Genomic DNA, 25,175 nt, shown 5'->3' with positions numbered 1-25,175 from the left:
CGAGGCCCACTAGGAGTAGTGTCCGAGCGTACAATGACCGGCGACGTCAGAAGGGTGAGTGAGCGGGCGTGAAGCTGATCGATCGAGTGTCTGCGATCAACTGGAATCGGGTGCCCGACGAGAAGGATGCCGAGGTCTGGGACCGGCTCGTCGGCAACTTCTGGTTGCCGGAGAAGGTTCCGGTGTCCAACGACATTCCGTCGTGGAACACGCTGAACGCGCACGAGAAGCAGTTGACCATGCGCGTGTTCACGGGTCTGACCCTGCTGGACACCATTCAGGGCACGGTCGGCGCGGTGAGCCTGATTCCGGATGCGCGCACCCCCCACGAAGAGGCGGTGCTGACCAACATCGCGTTCATGGAGTCGGTGCACGCCAAGAGCTACAGCTCCATCTTCTCCACGCTGTGCTCCACCCGCGAGATCGACGACGCCTTCCGCTGGTCGGAGGAGAACCCGAACTTGCAGCGCAAGGCCGAGATCGTGCTCGAGTACTACCGGGGCGACGAGCCGCTCAAGCGCAAGGTGGCCTCCACGCTGCTGGAGAGCTTCCTGTTCTACTCCGGCTTCTACCTGCCGATGTACTGGTCCTCGCGCGCCAAGCTCACCAACACCGCCGACCTGATCCGCCTGATCATCCGCGACGAGGCCGTGCACGGCTACTACATCGGCTACAAGTATCAGAAGGGCCTCGAGGACCTCACTCAGCCCGAGCGCGACGAACTCAAGAACTACACCTTCGAGCTGCTGTTCGAGCTGTACGAGAACGAGGTCGAATACACCCAGGACCTCTACGACGAGGTCGGCCTCACCGAGGACGTCAAGAAGTTCCTGCGCTACAACGCCAACAAGGCGCTGATGAACCTCGGCTACGAGGGTCTGTTCCCGCGCGACGAGACCGACGTCAACCCGGCCATCCTGTCGGCGCTGTCCCCGAACGCCGACGAGAACCACGACTTCTTCTCCGGCTCCGGTTCCAGCTACGTCATCGGCAAGGCGGTCAACACCGAAGACGAGGACTGGGAGTTCTGAGTTTCGCTCCCGCGTGACGAACCCGGGCGTATCGCAGTGCGTACGTCCGGGTTTCGTGTATCTGGAGGCTCCGGCCGACCCTGGCCGAAGGATCCGCTCAGTGCTTCGTCGGATCGAGAGCTTCCGCGCACGTGGTCAGGTCTCGGTGCAGGCGTTCGGCGTTGCCTGCGGGCAGGGCCGCGATCATTCGGCCTTCGACCTCGGCGACGACGTGACTGGCGCGTGCGAGCAGGCGGGCGCCCTCGTCGGTGAGCCGAGTCGGTAAGGCCCGCCCGCGTGGTGCGGCGGACGGGCGGGCCAGGAGGCCGCGATCCTCGAGTCCTTGCAGCACCGTATGCATGGACTGGCGGGTGACGAACGCGCCGCGAGCCAGTTCCGCGGCGGACAGCCCGGGTCGCTGGCCCAGCAGTTCGAGGCATGCGTATTGCGGCACGCTCAGGCCCAACGGCCGCAGGGCGGCATCCATCGCGCCGCGCAGGGCCGCGGCGGCCTGTTTGAGGGCATAACCCACGGACGAATCGAGATCCACTTGCTCTTGCGGCATGTCAGGATTCTGACATACTCTTCTATGTCAGAACCCTGACATAGAAGGAGGAACCCCATGTCCACTGTCACCGGACCGGACTTCATCGCCCTGCAAGTACGTGATGTGGAGGCGGCGGCCGCGTTCTACGAGACGCACCTCGGATTGCGCCGCGCTCCGGCGAGCCCGCCGGGTGCGGTTGTATTCGACACCGCCCCAGTGTCTTTCGCGGTACGGACGCCGTTGCCGGGCCTCGACCTCGATGCCGTCGCGCCACGCCCGGGCGCCGGCGTCGCGCTGTGGCTGCACGCAGGCGACGCGCAGCACCTGCATGATCAGCTGGCCCGCGCCGGAGTCTCGATTCTCGCCGCACCCGCGGACGGCCCCTTCGGTCGAACCTTCACCTTCGCCGACCTCGACGGATATGCCGTCACCATCCACGACCGCGCCTGAGGTGGGCGACGTTCCGGGGGGCCGCGGTGTCGCACTCATGGGCTCGCGGCAGCAAGTGCTCCGGATGTGGGGGGCGGCAACGGCCGGTAGTCGAGGCCGAGGCGCTGTGCGCAAGCGCTCCGATGTTGTCCGCGCCGAGGGCTCGGGGCGGGCGCAGGGCGCTGCCGAAAGCTGGATTCGGTCAAGTGCGCTGGGCTGGAAAGAGATTCGATGCCGTATCGGGCTGCGTATCGTCGGTGGCCCGCTCGATTCGTTCGCTCAGATCGGTGTAGTCGACCGGGACGGTCGTGTCTACGACGACGAGCGGGACGAGTCGCAAGGGCGTCGCCTGGTCCGCCCAGAGGTCCCAGTGCGTGCTCAGGCGCTCGTTGTCGTGGAAGAAGCCGGGACGGCGCCGCCGTGTGTAGCGGTCCCTCGCGACATGTGCCGGCACGTCGCACCAGACTTCGACGGCCCGGTCGGCGCCCACCTTCTCGATACCGGCGCGGGCGAATTCCCGGTCGCGTGGTGCGAACCACCAGGAATCGATGACGACCGAGGTGGGGCTGGTTCGCGCCAGCGACCAAACCGCGTCCATCGCCACACCGCCCAGATCCGGGAGACCGGCGGGGTCGTCGACGCAGGCCGCCAACGCCGCCTTGACCGCGTCCTTCGAGAGGAATCGGGCGCCCAGGACCCGCGCCAACGCCTGTCCGACGGTCGATTTCCCGGCGCCCGGAAGACCGTTCACCAGCACGAGAAGTCTGCCCACCCGTCCCATCATGACGGGCCCGGACCAGGTACGGCCCGGATGCGGTGGGGCGGGTGCCGATCGGGCCGACCGCTCGGTATTATTCGAATATGTGTTCGAGTGCCGGTGAGGGTGTGTCGTCGGAGGGGACGGGCGATGGGTTCTCCGGCCGGGCGCCGCGACGGCTTCCGGGCGGTGTTCCTCGGACCGAGGGGACCGAACCGCAGCTGCAGTATCCGAACGAGGCCGGCTATTACTACCGGGTGCTCGTGCAGCCGCCGAAACCGGTGTGGGTGCGGTTGGACGCGATTCTCATCCGGGATCCGGGCACGCCTCGGCACGTCAACGGGGCGGGGCTGGATATGACGGGGGAGCGGCCGGGGACGTTGACGCGCTGGGTGCCCTCGTTCAGTGGCGAGTGGCTGGGCCGGGTGAATTTCTCGGTCTGTTACGCGGACGGAAGGGCGCCGCTGCATCTCACCGACCAGTTGGTGCCCGCCTACGCGCTACGCCCCCGCGCGGCCGTCGACGATCCACGCCGTCCACCGACGGGCCGATCGAGCACGTCGTCGCGTATCGAGAGACGGACGGGCGAAGCGGACGGTCGATGAACCGGTGCGACGCCCGCCGCGCGCACCGGATCAGTCCGTCACGTACCCGTTGAGGGTCTTGCGCAGGTCGTCGAGGATCGCCCGCGCGGCGGTGAGCCCGGAACCGTGCCAGAGGTCGTCCTCGACGGCGAAATCGCGCTTGTCGGAGACGGCGCCCAGCGCCTTCCAGTCATCGCCCTTCATTACTGATTCGCCATGGCTCTTACCGTCGGGGCCGTCGAACATCAGATAGACGATGTCGCCCTCGATCTTGTTGCGATCGCTCTCGGTGGCGAGGCTGTCCACCGTGAACGAGCGATCGCGCTGGGGGCCGGGGCGCTGCACGCCGGCGTCGGCGAGCACCTGCCCGGCGAACGAATCGGCGCCCTGGACCTGAATATCCTTGGGGGAGAAGCGGATCACCGATGCTTGCGAGAAGTTGGCGGCGATCGAGGCCCCGGTTTCGCGCGCGTCCGTGCGGTAGTCCGCGAGCGCCTTCGCGCCGGCCGAACCGCGGCCCAGGGCGTCGGTGTAGGCGGTGAAATCGTCCTGCCAGCCGTGGTGGTCGACCAGTACGGTCGGGGCGATCCCGCGCAGCGCGGCGAGATCCCCGTCACCCGCGGCGCCCAGGATCAGATCCGGTTGCAGCGCGGAGATTTTCGCCGGGTCGACCGCCCCGGAGGCGCCCACGCTCGAAATCTTCAGCACGCCGGTGCCCAGGTAGTTCGGCTGCGGCGCCGGGCCGGGCTGTGTGGTCGCGCCGACGACCCGCTCCCACAGGCCGACCGCGCAGACCGCGTCCAGCGCCGCGGTATCCAGGACGACAATGCGTTTCGGATCCGCGGGCACCTGGGTGCCGGCCACCGTGCGGGTGCCCGACGCCTGATCGGGGGCGCTGGGCAGGGCGCAGGCGTGGGTGGTGTCGCGCTCGATGCCGACCACGCTCGCGCCCGCGATGTTCGTGGTGGTCCGGACGATCGAACTCGCCGCGTCGTCGCCCCCGGTGCCGCACCCGGTGACCAGGGCGACCACCGCGCCGACGGCCGCACCGCCGAGCGAGAGCCGGCGCGCACTGGTGCGCTTGCGGGTCTTGGGCTTTCGGGTGGAGACGCGTTCGCTCACCGGCATGCAGCGTAGGGTACATGCGCCCGTGTGCAGGATCGTTGCGGCACCGTCCGCACCGCGAATACGACACAGAGTAGGACCCCGTCGGACGCCTGCGACGCCACGGTTTACGATGCCTCTAGCGCAAGCCACCGTCGTTTCGTCATGCGCCGGAACGCACGAGCGTGCGAAACGAGCAGAAGGCACACCTTCAGGAGGATCAGTGACTGCTGTAGAGCCCCAGCCAGTCCCCAAGCTGGAAGCGACACGGCCGTATCCGGCACGACTGGGCCCGAAGGGTTCGTTCATCTACAAGGCCGTCACCACCACGGACCCGAAGGTCCTCGGTGTGATGTACCTCGTGACCGCGATGTCGTTCTTCATGATCGGCGGCCTGATGGCCCTGCTGATGCGTGGTGAGCTCGCTCGTCCGGGTCTGCAGTTCCTGTCGCCGGAGCAGTTCAACCAGCTGTTCACCATGCACGGCACGATCATGCTGCTGTTCTATGCGACCGCGATCGTGTTCGGCTTCGCCAACATCGTGCTGCCGCTGCAGATCGGTGCGCCCGACGTTGCCTTCCCGCGTCTGAACGCGTTCAGCTACTGGCTGTACCTGTTCGGCGCGACCATGGCGACCGCGGGCTTCATCACCCCCGGTGGTGCCGCCGACTTCGGCTGGACCGCCTACACCCCGCTGTCGGACATCGTGCACTCCCCGGGTGTCGGCGGCGACCTGTGGATTCTGGGTCTGGCCGTCTCCGGTCTGGGCACCATCCTCGGTGGCGTCAACATGCTGACCACCGTCGTCTGCCTGCGCTGCCCCGGTATGACCCTGTTCCGGATGCCGATCTTCACCTGGAACATCGCCGTCACCAGCGTTCTGATCCTGCTGGCCTTCCCGCTGCTGACCGCCGCGCTGATGGCGCTGGCCTACGACCGGCACCTGGGCGGCCACATCTACGACCCGGCCACCGGCGGTTCGCTGCTCTACCAGCACCTGTTCTGGTACTTCGGCCACCCCGAGGTGTACATCATCGCGCTGCCGTTCTTCGGCATCGTGTCCGAGATCTTCCCGGTCTTCAGCCGTAAGCCGATCTTCGGTTACACCACCCTGGTCTACGCGACCCTGGGCATCGCGGCGCTGTCGATCGCGGTGTGGGCGCACCACATGTACGCCACCGGCGCGGTGCTGCTGCCGTACTTCTCGTTCATGACCTTCCTGATCGCGGTCCCGACCGGTGTGAAGTTCTTCAACTGGATCGGCACCATGTGGAAGGGGCAGCTGACCTTCGAATCACCGATGTTGTTCTCGGTCGGCTTCCTGGTCACGTTCCTCTTCGGTGGTCTGTCGGGCGTCATCCTGGCCAGCCCGCCGCTGGACTTCCACGTGTCCGACACCTACTTCGTGGTCGCGCACTTCCACTACGTGCTCTTCGGCACCATCGTGTTCGCCACCTTCGCCGGTATCTACTTCTGGTTCCCGAAGATGACCGGCCGCATGCTGGACGAGCGCCTGGCGAAGTGGCACTTCTGGGCGACCATGGTCGGCTTCCACACCACCTTCCTGGTGCAGCACTGGCTGGGTAACGAGGGCATGCCGCGTCGTTACGCGGACTACCTGCCGACCGACGGTTTCACCGCCCTGAACACCGTCTCCACGATCGGCGCCTTCATCCTCGGTGCCTCGACGCTGCCGTTCATCTGGAACGTCTTCAAGAGCTACCGCTACGGCGAGGTCGTGACCGTGGACGATCCGTGGGGCTACGGCAACTCGCTGGAGTGGGCCACCACCTGCCCGCCGCCGCGGCACAACTTCTACGAGCTGCCGCGGATCCGGTCCGAGCGTCCGGCGTTCGAGCTGCACTACCCGCACATGGTGGAGCGCATGCGGGCCGAGGCGCACGTGGGCTGGGGCTCGAAGTCCCATCACGTGGCCGAGCTCGAGAAGGTGTCGAGCTAGTACCCCGCATCGAAGAGAGCAGTCCCGGCGCGGCGGCCGTCCAGTGCGACGGCCGTCGCGTTCGGCGTTTCGGGGTGCCGCGCCGGGTCGGGGGTGCGGCGCCGACTCCGGCGACCGGTGCGCGCCGGTGACCGCACCCGACCTGAGAGAATGTCTGCTGGCCGTCGCGGACCGCGATCGCCGCGCTAGTGGAGCTGTGACGAAGAGATGGAGTTGCGCGTGGGCACGTCCGAGTCCGATCGTGGCACTGCCACCGAGACGACGGTGCTGATCACGGTCACCGGGCCCGACAAACCGGGCGTGACCTCGGTGCTGCTGGCGGCGCTGTCCCGGCACGGCGTGAGCCTGCTGGACGTGGAGCAGGTCGTGATCCGGGGCCGGCTGACCCTCGGAGTGCTGGTGACGAGTCCGGGCGATCCGGAGGATCTGCAGGATCAGCTCGAGGACGCGATGGCGACGGTCGGCATGCAGGTCGACGTCGAGATCGGCGCCAATTCGGTCTCCGGGGCGCCGCTGTCCACACACGCCGTGGTGGTGCTCGGCAGCCCGGTGACCGCTCGCGCGTTCAGTACCATCGCGCGCACGCTGGCCGCCCAGGAGGTCAACATCGACTCCATCCGCGGCATCGCCGACTATCCGGTGACCGGCCTCGAGCTGATGGTCACCGCACCGGCCACCGAGGACGCGCTGGCCGAGACCCGCCTGCGCACGGCGCTGGCCGAGGTCGCCGCGAAGGAGAAGGTCGACGTCGCCGTCGAGCGCGCGGGGCTGGCCCGGCGGGCCAAGCGGCTCATCGTCTTCGACGTCGACTCCACCCTGATCCAGGGTGAGGTGATCGAGATGCTGGCCGCGCACGCCGGTGTCGAGGAGGAGGTCCGCAAGGTCACCGAGGCCGCGATGCGCGGGGAGATCGACTTCGCCGAATCGTTGCGCCAGCGTGTCGCCACTCTCACCGGATTGGACGAGACGGTGATCGATCAGGTCGCCGAGCGGATCGAACTGACCCCCGGCGCGCGGACCACCATTCGCACGTTGCGCCGGCTCGGATTCCGCTGCGGCGTGGTCTCCGGCGGATTCCGTCAGGTCATCGAACCGCTGGCGCACGAGCTGGAACTGGATTTCGTGCACGCCAACACTCTCGAGGTGGTCGACGGCAAGCTCACCGGTCAGGTCATCGGCGAGATCGTCGACCGGCCCGGAAAGGCGGTGGCGCTGCGGCGTTTCGCGGCCGAGGCCGGTGTGCCGATGGAACAGACCGTCGCGGTCGGCGACGGCGCCAACGACATCGACATGCTCAACGCCGCCGGACTGGGTATCGCCTTCCAGGCCAAGCCCGCGCTGCGGGAGGTCGCCGATACCGCGTTGTCGCATCCGTTCCTGGACGCGGTGTTGTTCATCCTCGGGGTCACCCGCGACGAGGTCGAGGCCGCGGACGCCCGCGACGGTCTGCTGCGCCGGGTGCCGCTGAGCTGATGACCGAACCCGAGATCGACGCGCCCGGCCCCGCCGCCGCACCGCCGCTCGTGCTGGATTCCGGTTTCCGCGCCCGGCATGCGGAATTGGCGCGTGGCTACGGGGGCGGTGGCGATCCCGACGATCCCGCGCAGGTGCAGGCGATGCAGATGGTCCTGCACATTCCGAAAGCCGAACCGCCGCTGCGCAGTGCGGTGCTGGAGGCGGCCGCGGCGGCGGCCGTGGCGCTGTGCCTGGACCCTCGCGTGGGCCCCGGTGGCGAGTGGGAGTCGCGCTATCTCGCGTGGAAGCGGTCGCGGATCCGGAAGGTGGCGCGCCGGGCCCGGGGAGCCCAGTGGGTCTCGGCCAACGACGTCGACGGCGTCACGATCGAGGTGGACGGTGCTCAGGCGCGCGCCCTCGTACCCGGCCCGGTCGGCGACATCGACGCGCGCATCCGCAAACTGCAGATCGGCGGCACCGACCTGGACCACGACGAACCCGGCCCGCCTGATCCGGAACTGCCTGTGCTGTGGGTGAATTCGGGCCTGGGCATGACCGTCGGCAAGGCGGCGGCGCAGGTCGGTCACGCGAGTATGTTGCTGGCCGGTGCACTCTCGGTGGACCGGGCCTTCGCCTGGGCTCGGCGTGGATACCGCTGCGCCGTCCGGGATGCGGAGCCGCAGCACTGGGCCCGGCTGTGTGCGCGGGTGAACGGCGGCGCTGGACCGGAGACGGTCGCCGCCGTCCGCGATGCCGGCTTCACCGAAGTCGCACCGGGGTCGATGACGGTGATCGCGGTAGCACCGTAAGGTGCTCAAACGTGCGGAATCTCACTGCGGCAATGGTCGATTCGGATCGTGGGGGAGCGGGTGGCCGACTATGACGGATAGCGTGCACACCGACCACGTTGGCAACGGATCGAGCGCGTCGGCAAAGATGGAGCTCGTGCCGCAACCGGATCCCGATCTGCTCATCGATTTCAACGAGGTGACCGTCCGGCGGTCGGGCCACACCCTGGTGGGTCCCGTCACCTGGCAGGTGGAGCTCGACGAACGCTGGGTCGTGCTCGGCCCCAACGGCGCCGGCAAGACGTCGCTGCTGCGGATGGCCGCCGCCGAGCTGTATCCGACCTCGGGGTCGGCCACGCTGCTGGGCGAGGTGCTCGGCAAGATCGACATCAGCGAACTGCGGCCGCGCATCGGCCTGTCGTCGGCGGCGGTGGCCAGCCGGATCCCGGCGGACGAGAAGGTGTCGGATCTGGTGGTGTCGGCCGGGTACGCCGTGATGGGCCGCTGGCGCGAGCGCTACGACGATGTCGACACCGATCGCGCCGTCGACATCCTGGAAAGCCTGGGCGCCGAACATCTTTCCGACCGTGCCTACGGAACCCTGTCCGAGGGCGAACGCAAGCGCGTGCTCATCGCCCGCGCCCTGATGACCGATCCCGAACTGCTGCTGCTCGACGAACCGGCCGCCGGGCTGGATCTGGGTGGCCGCGAGGAACTGGTCGAGCAACTGGGCGATCTGGCCGCCGACCCGGATGCGCCGGCGACCGTGCTGGTCACCCATCACGTCGAGGAGATTCCCCCCGGCTTCACCCACGCGCTGCTGCTCAACGAGGGCGATGTGATCGCGCAGGGCCTGCTCTCGGATGTGCTGACCGCCGAGAATCTCAGCGAGGCCTTCCGCCAATCCATCGCCCTCGATCGCATCGACGGGCGGTATTTCGCGCGCCGCTCGCAGCGTTTCGGCCGCCACCGCGCCTGAGCAGGTGCCCGCAGGGCCGCATTCGGGCACCTGCTGCCGATCGGAACCAAGCGCGCGTTAGGGTGCGATGGTGAGTGAATCTGTTGCGGAAACCCCGGCCCAGCCACCGGCGCCGAAGGACGCTTCGACCGTAGTGCTCGTGCGTGACGGCGCATCCGGACCGGAGGTATTTCTGCAACGACGGGTCAAGGCGATGGCCTTCGCGGCCGGGATGACGGTCTTTCCCGGTGGTGGGGTCGACCCCTCCGACGCCGATGCGGAAATCGGCTGGGCCGGACCGGACCCGGCGTGGTGGGGCCGGAGTTTCGGCGTCGACCGCGCTCGCGCGCAGGCGCTGGTGTGCGCCGCGGTCCGGGAGACCTTCGAGGAATGCGGTGTCCTGCTGGCGGGCCCGACCGCCGACACCGTCGTGTCCGACACCGTCGCCTACCGCGGTGCCCGGGAGAAGCTCGAGCGCCGCGAACTGTCGTTCGGCGATTTCCTGGCGAACGAGAATCTGATCCTGCGCGCGGATCTGCTGCGCCCGTGGGACAACTGGATCACCCCGGTGGTGGAGCCGCGTCGCTACGACACCTACTTCTTCGTCGCGGTCCTGCCCGAGGGGCAGCGCGCCGACGGCGCGACCACCGAGGCGCACGAGGTGGCGTGGCGGACTCCGGCGCAGGCACTGGACCGCTGGCGGGCCGGCGAGGACGTGCTGTTGCCGCCGACCTGGACGCAGCTGAGTTCGATCGCCGAATTCGCCTCCACCGCAGAGATTCTCGCGGCCGAGCGCTCGATCAGCCCGATCATGCCGGTCTTCGAGCCGGTCGACGGCCGGCCGATGCTGCAGTTCCCGAACAACACCAGCTATTTCGCCGATATGCCGGACGCGTCCCGGTTGCAGGGTTCGAAGCGAGACTGATCCGGCAGCGCGACCGCGAACATCCCGACGTCGGAGGAGTCCCACCGCGCACAGTAGGCTCGCCGCCGTGGCCGAATTCGTGACCGTGGACCGTGTCGAGGCGGGAATCGCCGTACTGCGTTTCGCCCGGCCGCCGCTGAATCTCGTCGATCTGCAGCTGGCGCTGGAGCTGGCCGCGGCCGCCGCGGACCTCGCGGCGGACGACCAGGTGCGGGCGGTGGTCGTCTACGGCGACGAGCGAATCTTCAGCGCCGGCGACGATATGGCCGAACTCGCGGGCTGGACGCCCGCGCAGGCCGGCGCCGTCGCCGCGGATCTCCAGGAGGCACTGGGCTGCCTGGCCCGGATTCCGCAGCCGACGATCGCGGCGATCACCGGTTACGCGGTGGGGGCGGGGCTCGAACTCGCTCTGGGCGCCGACCGCCGGCTCATCGGCGACAACGTCAAACTCGGCCTGCCGCAGATCCGGGCGGGCCTGATTCCGGTGGCGGGCATCCGCCGGCTGGGTCTGCTCGTGGGCCCCGGCCCGGCCAAGGATCTGGTGTACACCGGCCGTTACGTCGATGCCGACGAGGCGGCGGTGATCGGGCTGGTCGACGAGGTGGTCGCGCCCGACGACGTCTTCGGCGCGGCGCTGCGGTGGGCACGGCAGTTCACCACCGGTCCGGCCCGCGCGCTGGCCGCCGCGAAACGGGTCTTCGAGGCCGGTCCGCACGGCCTCGACCGCGCCCGCGCCGAGTGGGCGGAGCTGTTCGAGACCGAAGATCGCAGCGTAGGAACACGTTCTTATTCGGCGTTCGGTCCGGGCGTCGCGGAATTCCTGGGCCGCTGACCCACTCCGCGTGATCACTCGATACGCTGTGCCACCATGACCGCACGTCTTGACGACCCCGCGCCGAACCCGCACGCCACCGAGGCCGAGGTCCAGGCCGCGCTCACCGACAACAAGCTCGCGCAGGTCCTCTACCACGACTGGGAGGCCGAGACCTACGACGACAAATGGTCCATCTCCTACGACGAGCGCTGCATCGAGTACGCGCGCGGCCGCTTCGACGCCGTCGCCCCGAATGCCCCGCTGCCGTACGAGCGGGCCCTCGAACTCGGGTGTGGCACCGGCTTCTTCCTGTTGAATCTGATGCAGGCCGGGGTGGCGAAATCCGGTTCGGTGACCGATCTTTCGCCGGGCATGGTCAAGGTCGCCACCCGCAACGCGCAGAACCTGGGTCTGGATGTCGACGGCCGCGTCGCCGACGCCGAGACCATCCCCTATGAGGACAACACCTTCGACCTGGTCGTGGGACATGCTGTGCTGCACCACATTCCGGATGTCGAGCAGGCGCTGCGGGAATGCCTGCGGGTGCTGAAGCCGGGCGGCCGTTTCGTCTTCGCCGGTGAGCCGACCACCATCGGCAACTTCTACGCCCGCAAACTGGGCCAGATCACCTGGAAGGTCACCACCGAGGTGACCAAGCTGCCGTTCCTCTCCGACTGGCGGCGCCCGCAGGCCGAACTGGACGAGTCGTCGCGGGCCGCGGCCCTCGAGGCCGTGGTCGACCTGCACACCTTCGATCCCTCCGAACTCGAGCAGATCGCCCGCAGCGCGGGTGCGGTGCAGGTGCACGCCGAGACCGAGGAATTCGCCGCCGCGCTGTGGGGCTGGCCGGTGCGCACCTTCGAGGCGGCGGTGCCGGAGGAGAAACTCACCTGGCGCTACCGGATGGCCCAGTACAAGGCATGGCTGGGGCTGAGCAAGCTCGACGAGAAGGTGCTGCGCCACGTGGTGCCGCGCCAGTTCTTCTACAACGCCATGATCACCGGCGTGAAGCCGGGTGCCGCCGGGAAGTAGTGGGCGGCAGGCTGTTTCGCACCGGCCGGGGCCACGCTGATGGGATATTCGTTCACCTCGCGAGACGTCGACTATCTGGACAGCGTGGCCGGCCGGGACGCGCTGTCCGCGGTCGCGGGATTCGTGCTGACTCCCGCGACGATGCTGCGGGATCTGGACACTCTGCGACGCGACTACGGTGACCGCACGGCCGCGCTGGTGGAGACCGTGCGGCTGCGCCGGCGTGCGGCGGCCAAACTCGACGACGCGGCCGAGTGGCTGTTCACCGACGACGCGCTGCAGCAGGCGACACCGAGTCTCGTGGCGCGACATCGGGCCCGGCGGCTGGCGGGGCGTTTCGTCCACGATGTCACCTGCTCGATCGGCGCGGAACTGGCCGCGCTGCGGCGGGAATGCCCGGCCGTGCTGGGCGGCGATCTGGACCGGGTGCGGCTGGAAATGGCCGCACACAATCTGGCGGATGCGCCGAATGTCGCACTGGTGCAGGCCGATGCGCTGCGGCCGTGCAGTGCCGGCGCCGTGGTGATCGCCGATCCGGCGCGGCGCGCGGGAGGTCGGCGCACCCACGATCCGGATCAGCTGCAACCACCGTTACCGGAGCTGTTGGCTGTCTACCGCGACCGCGACCTGGTCGTGAAATGCGCTCCCGGACTGGATTTCGACCGTTTCGCGCTGCGGCGGCCGGACGCACAACCCTTGCCGGGCCGCGCCGACCGGACGGCCGCCGACGGCTACGCGGGCCTGTCGTGGGACGGGGAGGTCGAGGTGGTCTCCCTCGACGGTGCCGTGCGCGAAGCCTGCCTGTGGTCGCGCGGGCTCACCGAATCCGGGGTGACCAGGCGGGCGACGGTGCTGCGCAGCGACGGTTCCTCGTGGTCGCTGACCGATGCCGAGCCCGGCGACCTTCCCGAGCGCGAGCCCGGAACCTGGCTCGTCGACCCGGACGGCGCGGTGGTCCGGGCCGGCCTGGTCCGCCACTACGCCGCGAGATACGGCCTGTGGCAACTGGATCCGCGCATCGCCTATCTCACCGGCGATACGGTGCCGCCCGGGGTGCGCGGTTTCCGCATTCTGGACCGCCTGGACTTCCGGGAGAAGCCGCTGCGCGCCGAACTACACCGCCGCGACTGCGGGCCGCTGGAGATACTGATCCGCGGCGTCGACGTCGATCCCGATGCCCTGCGGCGCCGGATCAAACCGCGTGGCAGCACCCCGCACACCGTGGTGATCACCCGGATCGGCCGGACCGCAACGGCATTCGTCTGCGAAACCCCGCGCGTGGAGTCGGCGGCGGACGCTACCGATCCGGTGTGAAGGCGAACAGTTCGCCGATCCGGGTGCCGACCACGACCTGGCCGTCGGGCCCGATCGCGGTGGACACCGTCGTGCCCTGCGCACCCGGCAGTGCGGCGGAGGCGATCGTCTTACCCGACTTCGTCTCGAAGGTCAGCAGATGCAGCGCATCACCCATCGGCACCACCACGTAGCCGGTGCCGCCGGCGGTCTGCACCGGGCGGCCGCGCAGGGTGAGATCCTTGCGTTCCCAGGCGATATCGGCACGGTCGCCGTTGTCGCGCAACGCCAGCAGATGACCGTCGTCGCCGCCCGGAATCAGCAGCCCGTCGAGTTCGGAGATGCCGCCGCGCGGGGTGAAGCCCAGCGGCTGCGTCCATTTCGTGTGGCCGTCGGCGGTGTCGACGGCGAGCAGGCGACCGCTGTTGTCGCCCACGTAGAGCGTCTTGCCGTCCGACGACAGCGTCGGGCTCGTCGCGCTGCCGTCGGTGAGGATGTCGACACTCCAGTCCTGGGCGACCTTCTTGTCGGCGTAGTGCAGCGCCACCAGGGACGCCGCGGGGGCGCCGGTCCGCCAGGCGGTCAGGTAGAAGCGGCCCGAATCCGGGTCGAGCGCCGACACATTCGCCACCGCGCACTGCGGACCGCCGACGGCGCAGTCGTCGATGCCCTGCCCATCCGGTGGGCGCGTGACATTCGGATGCGCGAGGAAGTCCGGGTCGCCCAGCACCTGATAGGTCGACACCCCGCGGTCGCCGGTCTGCCGGTCCAGCACGTCGACCTGGCCGGACTGCGAGACCGACAGCACGGTGCCGTCGTGGGTGAACTGCACCGAGACCGGAACGCCGGCAACGGGAGTGCGCCAGCGCGGCTGCCCCAGCGCGTTGAACGAGAACACCGCGCCGTCGTCGCCGACGTACACATTGCTCGCCCCGTCGACCGCCGAGGCCGCGGCGACGGCATCCGGTCCCAGCGCGTTGCAGAAGCGCTTGCGCCCGGTGGGCATCTGGAACGAGAAGATCATGCCGGTGGTACCCGGCTTGCCGACACAGTCGGTGGTGGTGCGGGAGGTGACGAACAACTGGCCGTCCGGGCCGATCGTGGTCGCATTCGCCAGCGGGCCGCCGATCGGGCGCGACCAGCTCAGACTCAGATGACGGGCGCCGGTGACGGGACTCGCGCCGCTGTTGCGGGCATCGTGGAAGGCCGACTGCCAGCCCTTGCCGGAACCGACCTTGATGTCGTCGACGGTGGTGCTGCCGCATCCGGTCAGCGCCAGCAGGCCCACGGCACCCACCGCCGCGATCGCGCGCCTCGGGGCGCCTCCCCGAATTACCAAGTGGCGCAACGTCGTCGGGTGGTGTCCGCCGCGGTCGTGCTCGCTGCGCTCGGGTCGCCGGCTGCCGCTTCGCACCTGCTGCACTCCCATCTGTTCGTCACGGGCCTGCACGAGACTACGCTGGTACCTCGATCAGGTGACCACCGAGGTAACCGTCGCCGGAGGAGAGGGAGCTGGCCCGTGACGAGCATGTGGGGCGCACCGTTGCGTTCGCGTTGGCGGGGGTCGCGCCGCCGGGATCCGGAGCAGGCGCGCTTTCTGACGATGGCGTCGCTGCGCTGGGTGCTCGCCAATCGGGCGTACACGCCGTGGTATCTGGTGCGGTACTACCGGCTGTTCAAATTCCGCATGGCGAACCCGCATATCGTGCTGCGCGGCATGGTCTTCTTGGGCCGCAATGTCGAAATCCACGCCACGCCCGAGCTCGGCCGCATGGAGATCGGCAAATGGGTGCACATCGGCGACGGCAACGCGCTGCGCTGCCACGAGGGCTCGCTGCGCATCGGCGACAAGGTGGTCTTCGGTAAGGACAACGTCGTCAACACCTACCTCGACATCGAGATCGGTGAGTCGACCCTCGTCGCGGACTGGTGCTACATCTGCGATTTCGACCATCGGATGGACGATGTGACCATGCCGATCAAGGATCAGGGCATCGTGAAGAGCCCGGTCCGCATCGGCCCCGACACCTGGATCGCGGCCAAGGTGACCGTGCTGCGTGAAACCCGGGTGGGCCGCGGCTGCGTGCTCGGCGCCCATGCCGTGGTGAAGGGGGAGATCCCCGACTTCAGCATCGCCGTCGGCGCGCCGGCCCGGGTGGTCAAGAACCGCAAGAAGGCCTGGGACGACGCCGCCGAGGAGCGCGCCCGGCATGCCGCCGCCCTGGCCGATATCGAACGCAAGAAGGCGGGAGTCGGCGCCGGCTCGGACTGATCCGTCCGGACCGGCATTCCTGCCGTCCTTCGAAGCCCTATCGGCTCGGTAGCGTGCGGGGCAGACCGAACCACGGCAGCACCGTGCTCTCGAATCGGGCCATGGCGCTGATGCGCTCACCGGCGAGCGTGAGCACGTACAGGCCGGTCCCGTGGCTGCTGCCGTCCGGGCCGCGCAGGTAGGCGCCGAACGCCGGTTGGCCGTTGGCCCGCGTCGGAACCAGGTCGAAGCGCCGCCCGGCGCCGAAGATGCCGGCGCAGAAGCGGCCGGCGACCTCGCGGCCCACGTATTCGAACGGGATCGGCGGCATCGAGATGAAGACGTCGTCGGTCAGCAACCGCACGAGCGCGTCCACATCGGCCGATGCCCACGCGTGCGCGAATCTCGCCACGATCGCCTCCTCATCCGCCGACCCCGGCGCCGGTGATCGGCCGATCGGGCGGCGCCGCTCGAGTGCCGCGCGGGCCCGGGCGAGGGCACTGTTGACCGAGTCGACGGTGGTGTCGAGCATCCGGGCGGTCTCGGTCGCCCGGAATCCGAGCACGTCGCGCAGGACGAGGACGGCGACCTGGCGCGGTGGCAGCAGTTGCAGCGCGGTCACGAATGCCAGCGAGACGGACTCGCTCAGCTCGTAGCGTGCCTCGGGGCCGGGCGGCGCCTGCTCGAGCAGTGCGTCGGGACAGGGCTGCAACCACACCACCTCGCCGAGCCGGGAGGGCTCCGGCGGATCCACGTTCGGCACGTCCCACTCCTTCGCCCGGCGCCGGCCCGCGGCCCGGCGCGCGTTCAGGCACCGGTTGGTGGCGATCCGGTACAGCCAGGTGCGCAGCGAGGAGCGCTCCTGAAAGGCGCCGATGCCCTGCCACGCGGCCAGCATCGTGTCCTGCAGGGCGTCCTCGGCGTCCTGGAGCGAGCCGAGCATCCGATAGCAGTGCACCTGCAACTCCGCCTGGTACGGCGCGGTCAGTGCCCGAAACGCCGCACCGTCGCCGGCCCGCGCCGAAGCCATCAGGTCGCCGGTCGATGGGCCCGGCTGATTCACGACGATGTGCTGGACGCGCAGGCGCTGCTGCTGGGCAGGCGCAGTTACGAGTACTTCGCTGCCCGCTATCCGCGGCGCACCGGCGCGACCGCGGACCGCATGAACGAGATGCCGAAATACGTTGTCTCGGCGACGCTGTCGGATCCGGAGTGGAACAACACGACGGTCCTGCGGGGTGATCTCACCGAGCAGGTGTCGAGATTGCGGCACCTCGTCGACGGCGAGATCCGGGTCTACGCGAGCACCGAGCTGGTGCACGCGCTGACGGGCCACGGCCTCGTCGACGAGGTGCGACTGGCCGTGTTCCCGGTGGTGATGGGTGCGGGGAGCCGGCTCTTCGCCCGCGGCGCGGCACCGGTATCGCCGCGCCCCTCGCGCCTCATCGGCGTGCGCGCGGTCGGCACGAACCTTGCCCACCTGACCTACGCACGCCTGCCGGAGGCGTCCGCCGGATAGGCCGTACATCCGGGCAGCGGAACCGGAGCCTTCCTGTCGGTGCCGCCGGGTAGCCTTCGCTCATGAACCGGTACGCGGCCTGGTTGCGGGGGATCATGCCCAGCAACCCCAATATGCGCAACGAGAAGTTGCGGGCGGTCTTCGAGGGCCTCGGCTACGAGGGGGTGGGGTCGGTGCTGGCGAGCGGGAACATCGTCTTCGGCAGCACCGAAACCGATATCGCCGCAATGGAATCCCGGATTCAGGCGGCGTTGCAGGCGGAACTCGGCATCGGCGGGGGCACCATCATCCGCAGCCGGGAGGAGTTGCAGAAGCTGGTGGACTCCGATCCCTTTCCCGGCCTCACCCATTCCCGCGGCACCTATCTCACCGTGACCTTCGTGAAGGATCGCGCGGGGGCACCGCCGCCGGAACTGCCCGGCGGACTGGAGTCGGCGGTGCGGATCGTGCGCTTCGACGAACCGGCCCGGGCATTGCTGGCGGTCATCGACAACTCCGTCGCCGGGACGCCCAACCACATGGCGTGGATGGAGACCGTCTACGGCAAGGACATCACCACTCGCACGTGGCTCACGGTCAACAAAGTGCTGGCCAAGCTGTAGTTTTTACTTCCTGAGGTCTTGACTGGAGAAAAATCAGGAGGAAACTAGGTGATACACCGGAACACCGGAAATCACCACGGAGTCGAACGAGACGTCGGACGACTCACGAGATGGTTTCCAGGATCTGGCCAGGCCCCCGGCAAGCCAGTCGAATATCCGGACCGTCAGCGACGACTGAGGTTCAGGAATCGATGGAGACTACCGGGGACTGCTGTGTTCGGGGTCTTCCGATGTGACGGCCGAGTCTCCTCCTGCGGACCCTCCTCCGGCCGAGCCCCTTCTGTCGATAGCCCTACCGCCGAGAGTCATTGCCGCGCGGACCTGTTCGGGGTCGAGCGCGCGTCCCGGCAGAGGATGTGCGGCCTCGGCGCGTAAGCCGTCGAGCAGAACCGCCAGATGCCGGCGCCACGCCCCGGGGGCGACGTCGCGCACGCCGTCGGTCGCGCGCACCACCGACCACAGCAGGAGGCCGAGATCGGCTTCGGTGATGTCGCTACGCAGCCGCCCGGCCTCCTGCGCCCGCGTCACCAGCCGCTGGAACAGGGTGTGGCCCCGCTGTTTCGCCACTTCTATCGGGCTGTCGGCGGGCAGCGAGTACACGCAGATATCGGTGAAGCCGCGATCGCTCGCCTGCCACTGCGCCAGCGTCGTCAGATGGTCGACCAACCCGGTCCACGGATCGGCCGCCCGCAAGGCCTCCTCCGCGCTGCGGCCCGACGCCACGACCAGCTCCATGAGCGCGTCCTCGATCAACGCCTCGCGAGTGGGGAAGTGGTTGTAGAGCGTGCCGATACTGACCCCGGCATCGCGGGCGATCTGATTCAGCGAGGCGTCGAGGCCCTCGGCCCGGAACCGCCGCCGGGCCGCCGCGGCGATCTTGTCCCGGTTGTCCCGGGCGTCACAACGCCGCCGTCGCGCGCCGGCGGCCGTTTCCCCGGTACTCGCCACCTTCTCGACCATGACGCTCACACTAACAACTTGAAAACCCACTCGACTTCGCCTTAACTCGAGAGGGCACTCAAATTTGAGCGCCCCCTCGAGTTATGGAGGTACGTCATGCCCCATCTGGCGGTGTTCGGTGCGGGTCCCGCGCTCGGATTGTCGGCGGCGCTGCGATTCGGCCGTGCGGGCTGTTCGGTGACGCTGATCGCGCGCAACGCGGAGACCCTCGAACGGTTGCGGGCGCGGCTCGCGGCCGAGGAGATCGAGGTGGACGTGCTGCTCGCCGACCTCACCGACGACGCCCGGATCGACCACGCGCTCGCCGAATTGCGCGCCGCGCACGGACTTCCGGACGTGGTGATCTACAGCCCGGGTGACGTGAGCCGGCTACCGGTGGATGCGTTGTCGCTGGACGCGGACACCTTGCGCAGCTGGCTGCCGATCAACCTGACCACGCCGGTGCGCATCATGCACGCGCTGGTGCCCGCCATGGCGGCCCGCGGCTCCGGCGCGGTCCTCATCGCCCAGGGCGGATCGGTGCGCGAACCACAGGCGGCCCTGGCCAGTTCGAGCGTGCCGCAGTCGGCCTTGCTCAACTACCTGCACTCGATCGACCAGCAGGTCCGCCCGAACGGCGTGCGGGTGGGCGCGCTGCTCATCAGCCGCCTCATCGAAAACAGTGCGGCGCAACAGCTGTTCGATTCCGGCCGCTTCGCCACGGTGGAACCCAACGCCATTCAGCGCGTACATCCCGATGCCCTCGCCGAGGATCTGTTCGCCATGGCCACCACCGACGCGGACGTCGAGCGGGCGGCCTGAGACTCCGAAGCCGCGCGTTCCGGCCCGCATCGTTGGCGCGGGCCGGACGGTGGAACTTCGGTGGGGTGACGCTAAGCCGCGTGCCGGTGCTCGGGAACCGTCGTCGCCCGCGGCTTGTCGCTCTCGTCGAAACCCGGGCGGCCCGTGCCGATGAAGGCCACCAGCCAGGACAGGACCGCGACGAAGCGGTTGCGGAAGCCGACCAGATAGAACAAGTGGACGGCCAGCCAGGTGGCCCAGGCGATGGTGCCGGTGAACTTCACCCGGTCGTTGAGTTTGGTGACCGCGCTGAACCGGCTGGTCACCGCCATCGAACCCTTGTCCCAATACACGAACGGGGTGCCGGGCTGCTTCTTGCGGCGGATGATGTCGGCGACGTGGCGGCCCTCCTGCATGGCCGTCGGCGACTGGCCCGGGTAGCCGTTCAGCGAGGTCATATCGCCGATGGCGTAGATGTCGGCGTGTCCGCCCACGGTGCAGTCCGGGTTGATGAGAAGCCGTCCGGCACGGTCGGTTTCGCAGCCGGTGGCCTCGGCCAGCAGCGTGGCGAATCCGCCGGCGGCCACACCCGCCGACCACACCACGGTCTCGGCGCCGATACCGCGCTCGACACCGTCCTTGGTCTTCACGGTCACCTTGCCGGCGTCGATATCGGTGACGAAGGTGTCCAGCAGCACCTCGACGCCGTTGCGGCTCAACGACTTACGCGCATACTCCGACAGGCTGCCACCGAACGGCGGCAGCACCGCGCCGGCGCCCTCCACGAGGGTGACCGAAATCTCCTGGTGGTAGTGGCGTTTCGCGAGCTCCTTGAGTTGACCGGCGACCTCGACGCCGGTCGGCCCCGCCCCGACGACCACGAAGCTCAGCAGCCGTTCCCGGGTTTCCGGATCGGCCTTCGCCGCCTCGGCGAAGACGCGCTCGATCTGCGCTCGCAGCAGCTTGGCATCGTCGATGGTCTTGAGTGAGAACGTCTTCTCCGCGAAATCGTCGCGGCCGAAATACGATTGGGTGGCTCCGGTGGCCGCGATCAGCGAGCCGTAGCGAATCTTGCGCGGCCCCTGCTCGGTGTCGTAGGTGAGTACGGCGGCATCGGCGTCGATATCGACGACCTTGCCCAGTCGCACATCAGCGCCCTTGTGCCGGCGCAGGATCTGCGCGATCGGCGGGGCGATGTCGGTGGACGGGAGCACACCCGTCGCTACCTGATAGAGCAGCGGCTGGAACAGATGTTCCGGCGTCGCCGAGATGAGAACGTAGTCGATCCCCGATTTGCTGAGCTGCTTCGCGGCGGCGAGCCCGCCGAACCCCGAACCCACGATGACCACATCGGTGGTTTCGATTCCCGCATCCACGTCTTGCATGACAGCCTCCTTCTGTCATGAGTAAACGCGATTCATGCACTGGATGTTTCGGGGGTCAGGGCGCATAATATTGATGACTCTTATCTAGATCGTTCATGAATGGAGATCTTGATGGAACTTCGTCAGCTCACCTACTTCGTCGCGGTATGCGAGGAGTTGAGCTTCAGTCGCGCCGCTGTGCGCTGCTTCATATCGCAATCGGCTATCAGTCATCAAATCGCGCGGCTCGAACATGATCTTGGTGTACAGCTCTTCGAACGCTCCACGCGCTCCGTCGTGCCTACTGAGGCAACTGTTCGGCTACTTCCTCTTGCGAAACAAATGCTGAGCCTCGAATCCGCTATTCGCGCAGCTGTACGCGACTCGGGACCGCGAATTCGCCTGGCAGCGAATATGTCTTTCGCAACAAGATCGCTATCTGCGATAGCCGGAGCACGCGAAGCGCATCCGGGTGCCGAAATCGAGTTCGTCATCAAGCCTTTCCGGCAGCGCATCGCCGCGGTCGCCGACGGCGATTGTGATCTCGCTCTCATCCGCGGCAGTGTCGAACAGCCCGGTCTGACAGTCGAACAACTGTGGGTGGAGGACCTCGTCATCGCCGCCTCGACCGCCCACCCGCTGGCCGGCCGAGGTGATGTGACATTGGCCGAGTTGGGGAAGTATCCGCTGTTGCTACCCCCGGAGACCGAGCAGGTGCTCCTGCACAACGTCGTCCGGCACGCCTTCGCCGAATTGCCGACCCGCCCGAGTTACGGCCCGCCGATCCCGCCGGACCACACCGCGACGATGGAGTTGATCAACAGGCCGGACGCCTGGACGATCCTGTACGCCGACAGCGCCACCGAAGGGATCGCCACCCTGAGACTCGCGGGACGGCCGCTGCGCATTCCGGTCTCGGCCGTCCTCCGCAGCGATATCCGGCGCTCACCCATCCTGGTCACGCTGCTGGCCGCCCTGCACAGTTCTTGAAAACCCTGCACAGTTCCTGAAAACACAGCAACGCCGCACCGGAGTCCGGTACGGCGTTGCCGAGGAGAACGGTCAGGGACGAGGTTCGAGCCGGTGGAACAGGAATTCCACCAGCGTGATCAGCGATCGCAGGCAGGTGCCGCGGTCACGAGCGTCCAACGCGGTCAGTGGGGTGCCCGGTTCCAGGTCCAGCGCATCGCGGATCTCGCTGAGCGGGAAGCGATGCGCACCGTCGAATTCGTTGATGGCCACGGAATACGGCACGCCGCGTTCCTCGAGGATGGAGAGCACCTCGTCGGCCTTGTCGATGCGCCGGGTGTCGACCAGCACCAGCGCACCGAGTGCGCCGTTGGCCAACTCCTCCCACAACGGCAGGAACCGGCGCTGGCCCGGCGTGCCGAACAGGTACAGCGCCAGTTGCGGATTGAGCGTGATGCGCCCGAAATCCATGGCCACCGTGGTGGTCTGCTTGCCGGGGAGACCGGCCATATCGTCGATACCGACGCTGGCCTCGGTGATGGTCTCTTCGGTGCGCAGCGGACGGATCTCCGAGACGCTGCTGACGAAAGTGGTCTTACCGACACCGAAATTGCCTGCTACCAACAGCTTCACCGACCGCGTGACCGTTTCCGGTACATAGTCGACCGTACGGTCGGTCACGGCGGCTGGTCGTTCGGACAGGGCGGTCGGGCGCTCAGACGGCGAGAGCGCGGAGCCCATTCAGTACCTCCTCGAGCAGGGCGACCTCCGGCACATGATCAGCCGGGGTCGGATTGACCAGATGGCCGCTGTCGAGCAGGTCCGATACCACGATCTTCACTACCGAGGGCGGCAGGTCGAGATATGCCGCCACTTCGGCGAGCGACAGTGCAGCGTGCCGACTGCAGACATTCAAAACCCGGCGCGCGTCCGGACTGGCACCGGGCGTCGGATCCTGTGCTGCCACAACAAGTGTCACCAGGTCGACCGAGCGAGTCGCACGGGTACGTCCGCCCGTGCGTACGTAGGCACGGACCAGGTCGGGATCGCGCCGGTGCTTGCTCATGCCCGATCGCTACCGGGCCTGTGGCGGGGCAGGCTGCCGAGTTCGCGGCCGACTCTCACGGCGAGTTCGTTCATCCGGTGAGCGACCATGCTGACGTCGACATCGGGCATGGTCGACACGCCGATCAGGGCGCCCTCACCGGCGGCGGTGATGAAGATCATGCCCTCGTCGTACTCGGTCATGTTCTGCCGCACCGTATTCGCGGGGCCACAGAACTCGCTGAGAGCCTTACCCAGAGATCTCAGGCCGGAGGCCGCGGCGGCGAAGCGTTCGGCGTCGTCGAGGGAGATGGCGCCGACGTGGGCGATGCGCAGGCCGTCTTCGGACAGTAGTACGGCGAATCGGACGCCGGGAACGGTCAGATCCTCGAGCATCCACGACAGCTTGTTATCGCCGTCGGTCACAGTGGTGCCGGGTGTGGCCATCAGGATGTCATCCCTTCGGAGTTGTCATGTGCGGCTGCACGTCCGCTGGTGGAACCGGTCTGCCAGGCTTCGGCGATATCGACCCGGGGCAGGCCGGTATCGGTATGCGGCTGTCCGGTGTCGGTGCGGGGCCCGCGGGCGGAGGCGGGCACGGCCACGCTGCGCCGCCGCCGGCGGGGCAGCCCGCCCGGCGTGATTTCGTGCACCGTGGACGACTGGCCGGTCGGTGTCGGGTCCGCGGCCGGCAGCGGTTCCGCCTCGGCGACCGGGGCGGCCGGTGCGGCGGAGAGGGTCACCGGGGCGGGGGCGGCAGTGGCGCTCCCGACCGCGGCGGGTACCGCGGCGACCTCGATCGGTGTGGAAATCGGTGGGGCCGTGACGCTTTCGAGGTTGTCGGGCCGCGCGGCCAGCAGTCCCTCGGGTACGTAGACCATCGCGCGCATACCACCGTAGATATTGGGTCCGTCGATGTACACGGTGAAGCCGTAGCGGCGGGCCAGCGCGGCGATGCCCGGGAAACCCACCCGCGGGGTCGGGCCCAGTTGGTGGATGTCGACGGTGCGCTCGCCGGCGAGGACCTGGCGGGCCTCTTCCATCTGTTCGGGGTTCATCCGCACGCCGGCGTCGTCGATGATCACCGTCAGGCCGTGGTGGCCTTCCTGGAAGGTGACGTCCACGAAAGAGGTGGGCGGCGAATAGCGCAGCGCGTTGTCCAGCAGGGTGGCCAGCGTGTGCACCAGCGGTTCGACCGCGCGGCTGATGATCACCCGGTCGAGCTGCTGCGGCCGGATCCGGGTGAAGTCGCGGACGCGGCCGATCGCGCCGCCGACGATGTCGGTCAGCGACTGCTGCGGCCAGCGGCGACCGGGCAGACCGCCACAGACGATCACGTACGACTGCGCCTGGCGGATCATCTGCTGGACGCTGTGGTCGATGCGGATCAGCGTCTCGTAGACGTCGTCCCCGCGGTGCTGGCGCAGCGCTGCGCTCACCACCTGGCCGACGTCGGCGCCCAGGCTGACCACGGAGGTGCCGAACGCGCGCACCGCGGCGCTGGTCGCCTCGCGGGAGGCGTTCTCGACCTGTTCGCGGACGCCGGCCTCGGTGGCGGCGATCGCCTGCTGCTTCTCGTATTCCAGCTCGCGGCTGGTGCGCTCGTGGGTTTCTGCGGCCACTCGGTGCAGGTCGTCGGCGTAACGCTCGGTCAGCCGCTGCAGCAGCTGGGCGAAGCGAGAACCGCCGCGGTCGATGGCGGGCAATTCGACCGTCGATTCGGCGCGGCGCACCGAGTCGGCCACCAAACCCATTGTGGTGCTCGTGAAATGTTCGAGCTCGTCCTCGTGGGCGCGCAATTCCGCCTCGGCACTGCGGGCACGGGCGCGCTGCTGCGACGCGTAATACGCGGCGTACAGAGCTCCCGCGATCGTCAGTATCAGAATGGCGGCGAGGATCCACGAAAGAGTCACGGCGGTAGCTTGATTCATCAGTTCCCTCGGTGCCGGATTTCCGGCCGCTTCGTCCTTTCCAGCTCGACGACCGCGATCGGCGCGGCCGGGATAACACTCAGGTCGGACGGCGGGAAC

The 25,175-nt window shown here is 68.3% G+C and carries 27 protein-coding genes; 16 read left to right on the top strand and 11 right to left on the bottom strand.

Features of this window, described 5'->3' with window-relative positions:
- The first annotated feature begins 68 nt into the window (after positions 1-68).
- Positions 69-1,031, top strand: a complete 963-nt coding sequence (gene nrdF / locus NA3_RS09860) for a class 1b ribonucleoside-diphosphate reductase subunit beta (RefSeq protein WP_030515669.1) — start codon at positions 69-71, stop codon at positions 1,029-1,031.
- Positions 1,032-1,128: 97 nt separating this feature from the next.
- Here nrdF and NA3_RS09855 read toward each other — a convergent pair whose 3' ends face one another.
- Positions 1,129-1,575: a MarR family winged helix-turn-helix transcriptional regulator gene (locus NA3_RS09855; RefSeq protein WP_062963246.1), complete on the bottom strand. Its 447-nt coding sequence runs from the start codon at positions 1,573-1,575 to the stop codon at positions 1,129-1,131.
- 57 nt (positions 1,576-1,632) lie between these two features.
- Between NA3_RS09855 and NA3_RS09850 the strand changes: the two genes are divergently transcribed.
- Complete coding sequence (locus NA3_RS09850; protein WP_062963245.1) at positions 1,633-2,007, top strand: VOC family protein; 375 nt, start codon at positions 1,633-1,635, stop codon at positions 2,005-2,007.
- A gap of 181 nt (positions 2,008-2,188) precedes the next feature.
- On the opposite strand, the gene NA3_RS09845 is transcribed toward NA3_RS09850, so the two are convergent.
- Positions 2,189-2,758: a P-loop nucleotide/nucleoside kinase family protein gene (locus NA3_RS09845; RefSeq protein ID WP_167354976.1), complete on the bottom strand. Its 570-nt coding sequence runs from the start codon at positions 2,756-2,758 to the stop codon at positions 2,189-2,191.
- Positions 2,759-2,847: 89 nt separating this feature from the next.
- Between NA3_RS09845 and NA3_RS38020 the strand changes: the two genes are divergently transcribed.
- Positions 2,848-3,348, top strand: coding sequence for a hypothetical protein (locus NA3_RS38020; protein ID WP_063917400.1), 501 nt, complete (start codon positions 2,848-2,850; stop codon positions 3,346-3,348).
- 30 nt (positions 3,349-3,378) lie between these two features.
- Here the strand turns inward: NA3_RS38020 and NA3_RS09835 are convergent, their stop codons facing one another.
- Positions 3,379-4,455 carry an ABC transporter substrate-binding protein gene (locus NA3_RS09835; RefSeq protein WP_062963243.1) on the bottom strand — a complete coding sequence of 359 codons (1,077 nt, stop codon included), beginning with the start codon at positions 4,453-4,455 and terminating at the stop codon, positions 3,379-3,381.
- A gap of 199 nt (positions 4,456-4,654) precedes the next feature.
- Here NA3_RS09835 and ctaD point away from each other — a divergent pair, with 199 nt between their 5' ends.
- The 8 genes from ctaD to NA3_RS09795 all read left to right on the top strand — a co-directional run bounded on the left by ctaD (position 4,655) and on the right by NA3_RS09795 (position 13,677).
- The gene (ctaD, locus tag NA3_RS09830) at positions 4,655-6,391 is read left to right on the top strand and encodes an aa3-type cytochrome oxidase subunit I (protein WP_062963242.1); all 1,737 of its coding nucleotides are present in this window, start codon (positions 4,655-4,657) and stop codon (positions 6,389-6,391) included.
- 219 nt (positions 6,392-6,610) lie between these two features.
- Positions 6,611-7,864, top strand: coding sequence for a phosphoserine phosphatase SerB (gene serB / locus NA3_RS09825; RefSeq protein ID WP_227995335.1), 1,254 nt, complete (start codon positions 6,611-6,613; stop codon positions 7,862-7,864).
- Positions 7,864-8,655 carry a peptidyl-tRNA hydrolase gene (locus NA3_RS09820; protein ID WP_062963240.1) on the top strand — a complete coding sequence of 264 codons (792 nt, stop codon included), beginning with the start codon at positions 7,864-7,866 and terminating at the stop codon, positions 8,653-8,655. The genes serB and NA3_RS09820 overlap by 1 nt, the downstream gene beginning before the upstream one ends.
- A gap of 127 nt (positions 8,656-8,782) precedes the next feature.
- Entirely contained in the window at positions 8,783-9,613 is an 831-nt protein-coding gene (locus NA3_RS09815; RefSeq protein WP_062963239.1) for an ABC transporter ATP-binding protein, read from the top strand.
- Between the two features lie 67 nt (positions 9,614-9,680).
- Positions 9,681-10,517 carry an NUDIX hydrolase gene (locus NA3_RS09810; protein WP_062963238.1) on the top strand — a complete coding sequence of 279 codons (837 nt, stop codon included), beginning with the start codon at positions 9,681-9,683 and terminating at the stop codon, positions 10,515-10,517.
- A gap of 67 nt (positions 10,518-10,584) precedes the next feature.
- The gene (locus NA3_RS09805; RefSeq protein ID WP_062963237.1) at positions 10,585-11,349 is read left to right on the top strand and encodes an enoyl-CoA hydratase-related protein; all 765 of its coding nucleotides are present in this window, start codon (positions 10,585-10,587) and stop codon (positions 11,347-11,349) included.
- A 36-nt stretch (positions 11,350-11,385) separates the two neighbouring features.
- Positions 11,386-12,363, top strand: coding sequence for a class I SAM-dependent methyltransferase (locus tag NA3_RS09800; RefSeq protein WP_062963236.1), 978 nt, complete (start codon positions 11,386-11,388; stop codon positions 12,361-12,363).
- A 39-nt stretch (positions 12,364-12,402) separates the two neighbouring features.
- Positions 12,403-13,677 (top strand): THUMP-like domain-containing protein, encoded by a 1,275-nt coding sequence (locus tag NA3_RS09795; protein WP_062963235.1) that lies wholly within the window; start codon positions 12,403-12,405, stop codon positions 13,675-13,677.
- Here the strand turns inward: NA3_RS09795 and NA3_RS09790 are convergent.
- Positions 13,661-14,953: an outer membrane protein assembly factor BamB family protein gene (locus NA3_RS09790; protein ID WP_227995334.1), complete on the bottom strand. Its 1,293-nt coding sequence runs from the start codon at positions 14,951-14,953 to the stop codon at positions 13,661-13,663. The genes NA3_RS09795 and NA3_RS09790 overlap by 17 nt on opposite strands.
- Positions 14,954-15,184: 231 nt before the next feature.
- On the opposite strand from NA3_RS09790, the gene NA3_RS09785 reads away from it, so the two are divergent.
- Positions 15,185-15,928 carry an acyltransferase gene (locus NA3_RS09785; RefSeq protein WP_174561070.1) on the top strand — a complete coding sequence of 248 codons (744 nt, stop codon included), beginning with the start codon at positions 15,185-15,187 and terminating at the stop codon, positions 15,926-15,928.
- Positions 15,929-15,965: 37 nt separating this feature from the next.
- On the opposite strand, the gene NA3_RS09780 is transcribed toward NA3_RS09785, so the two are convergent.
- The gene (locus NA3_RS09780; RefSeq protein ID WP_062963233.1) at positions 15,966-16,937 is read right to left on the bottom strand and encodes an RNA polymerase subunit sigma-70; all 972 of its coding nucleotides are present in this window, start codon (positions 16,935-16,937) and stop codon (positions 15,966-15,968) included.
- A gap of 39 nt (positions 16,938-16,976) precedes the next feature.
- Here NA3_RS09780 and NA3_RS09775 point away from each other — a divergent pair, with 39 nt between their 5' ends.
- Complete coding sequence (locus NA3_RS09775) at positions 16,977-17,426, top strand: dihydrofolate reductase family protein (protein ID WP_062963232.1); 450 nt, start codon at positions 16,977-16,979, stop codon at positions 17,424-17,426.
- Positions 17,427-17,488: 62 nt separating this feature from the next.
- On the top strand, positions 17,489-18,028 hold the full coding sequence (locus NA3_RS09770) for a DUF1697 domain-containing protein (RefSeq protein ID WP_062963231.1): 540 nt from the start codon (positions 17,489-17,491) through the stop codon (positions 18,026-18,028).
- A 198-nt stretch (positions 18,029-18,226) separates the two neighbouring features.
- On the opposite strand, the gene NA3_RS09765 is transcribed toward NA3_RS09770, so the two are convergent.
- Complete coding sequence (locus NA3_RS09765) at positions 18,227-18,988, bottom strand: TetR/AcrR family transcriptional regulator (protein WP_063917398.1); 762 nt, start codon at positions 18,986-18,988, stop codon at positions 18,227-18,229.
- A 96-nt stretch (positions 18,989-19,084) separates the two neighbouring features.
- On the opposite strand from NA3_RS09765, the gene NA3_RS09760 reads away from it, so the two are divergent.
- On the top strand, positions 19,085-19,789 hold the full coding sequence (locus NA3_RS09760) for an SDR family NAD(P)-dependent oxidoreductase (protein WP_062963230.1): 705 nt from the start codon (positions 19,085-19,087) through the stop codon (positions 19,787-19,789).
- A gap of 71 nt (positions 19,790-19,860) precedes the next feature.
- Here NA3_RS09760 and NA3_RS09755 read toward each other — a convergent pair whose 3' ends face one another.
- On the bottom strand, positions 19,861-21,153 hold the full coding sequence (locus NA3_RS09755) for an NAD(P)/FAD-dependent oxidoreductase (RefSeq protein ID WP_062963229.1): 1,293 nt from the start codon (positions 21,151-21,153) through the stop codon (positions 19,861-19,863).
- Positions 21,154-21,264: 111 nt separating this feature from the next.
- On the opposite strand from NA3_RS09755, the gene NA3_RS09750 reads away from it, so the two are divergent.
- Complete coding sequence (locus tag NA3_RS09750) at positions 21,265-22,122, top strand: LysR family transcriptional regulator (protein WP_062963575.1); 858 nt, start codon at positions 21,265-21,267, stop codon at positions 22,120-22,122.
- Between the two features lie 72 nt (positions 22,123-22,194).
- Here the strand turns inward: NA3_RS09750 and NA3_RS09745 are convergent, their stop codons facing one another.
- Genes NA3_RS09745 through NA3_RS09730 form a run of 4 tightly spaced genes read right to left on the bottom strand, consistent with a single transcriptional unit; the run spans position 22,195 to position 25,058 of the window.
- Positions 22,195-22,842: a GTP-binding protein gene (locus NA3_RS09745; protein ID WP_081879507.1), complete on the bottom strand. Its 648-nt coding sequence runs from the start codon at positions 22,840-22,842 to the stop codon at positions 22,195-22,197.
- Positions 22,817-23,167, bottom strand: coding sequence for a DUF742 domain-containing protein (locus tag NA3_RS09740; RefSeq protein WP_030515691.1), 351 nt, complete (start codon positions 23,165-23,167; stop codon positions 22,817-22,819). The genes NA3_RS09745 and NA3_RS09740 overlap by 26 nt, the downstream gene beginning before the upstream one ends.
- Positions 23,164-23,592, bottom strand: coding sequence for a roadblock/LC7 domain-containing protein (locus NA3_RS09735; protein ID WP_051024835.1), 429 nt, complete (start codon positions 23,590-23,592; stop codon positions 23,164-23,166). Before NA3_RS09735 ends, NA3_RS09740 begins: the two co-directional genes overlap by 4 nt.
- Complete coding sequence (locus NA3_RS09730; RefSeq protein ID WP_227995332.1) at positions 23,592-25,058, bottom strand: ATP-binding protein; 1,467 nt, start codon at positions 25,056-25,058, stop codon at positions 23,592-23,594. Before NA3_RS09730 ends, NA3_RS09735 begins: the two co-directional genes overlap by 1 nt.
- Positions 25,059-25,175 lie beyond the last annotated feature (117 nt).

Origin of the sequence: Nocardia africana NBRC 100379 (genome assembly GCF_001612635.1) — a bacterium.
Taxonomy (GTDB): Bacteria; Actinomycetota; Actinomycetes; order Mycobacteriales; family Mycobacteriaceae; genus Nocardia; species Nocardia africana.
The sequence above is the reverse complement of the archived record's forward strand: the minus strand, read 5'-3'. Positions and strand labels throughout refer to the sequence as shown.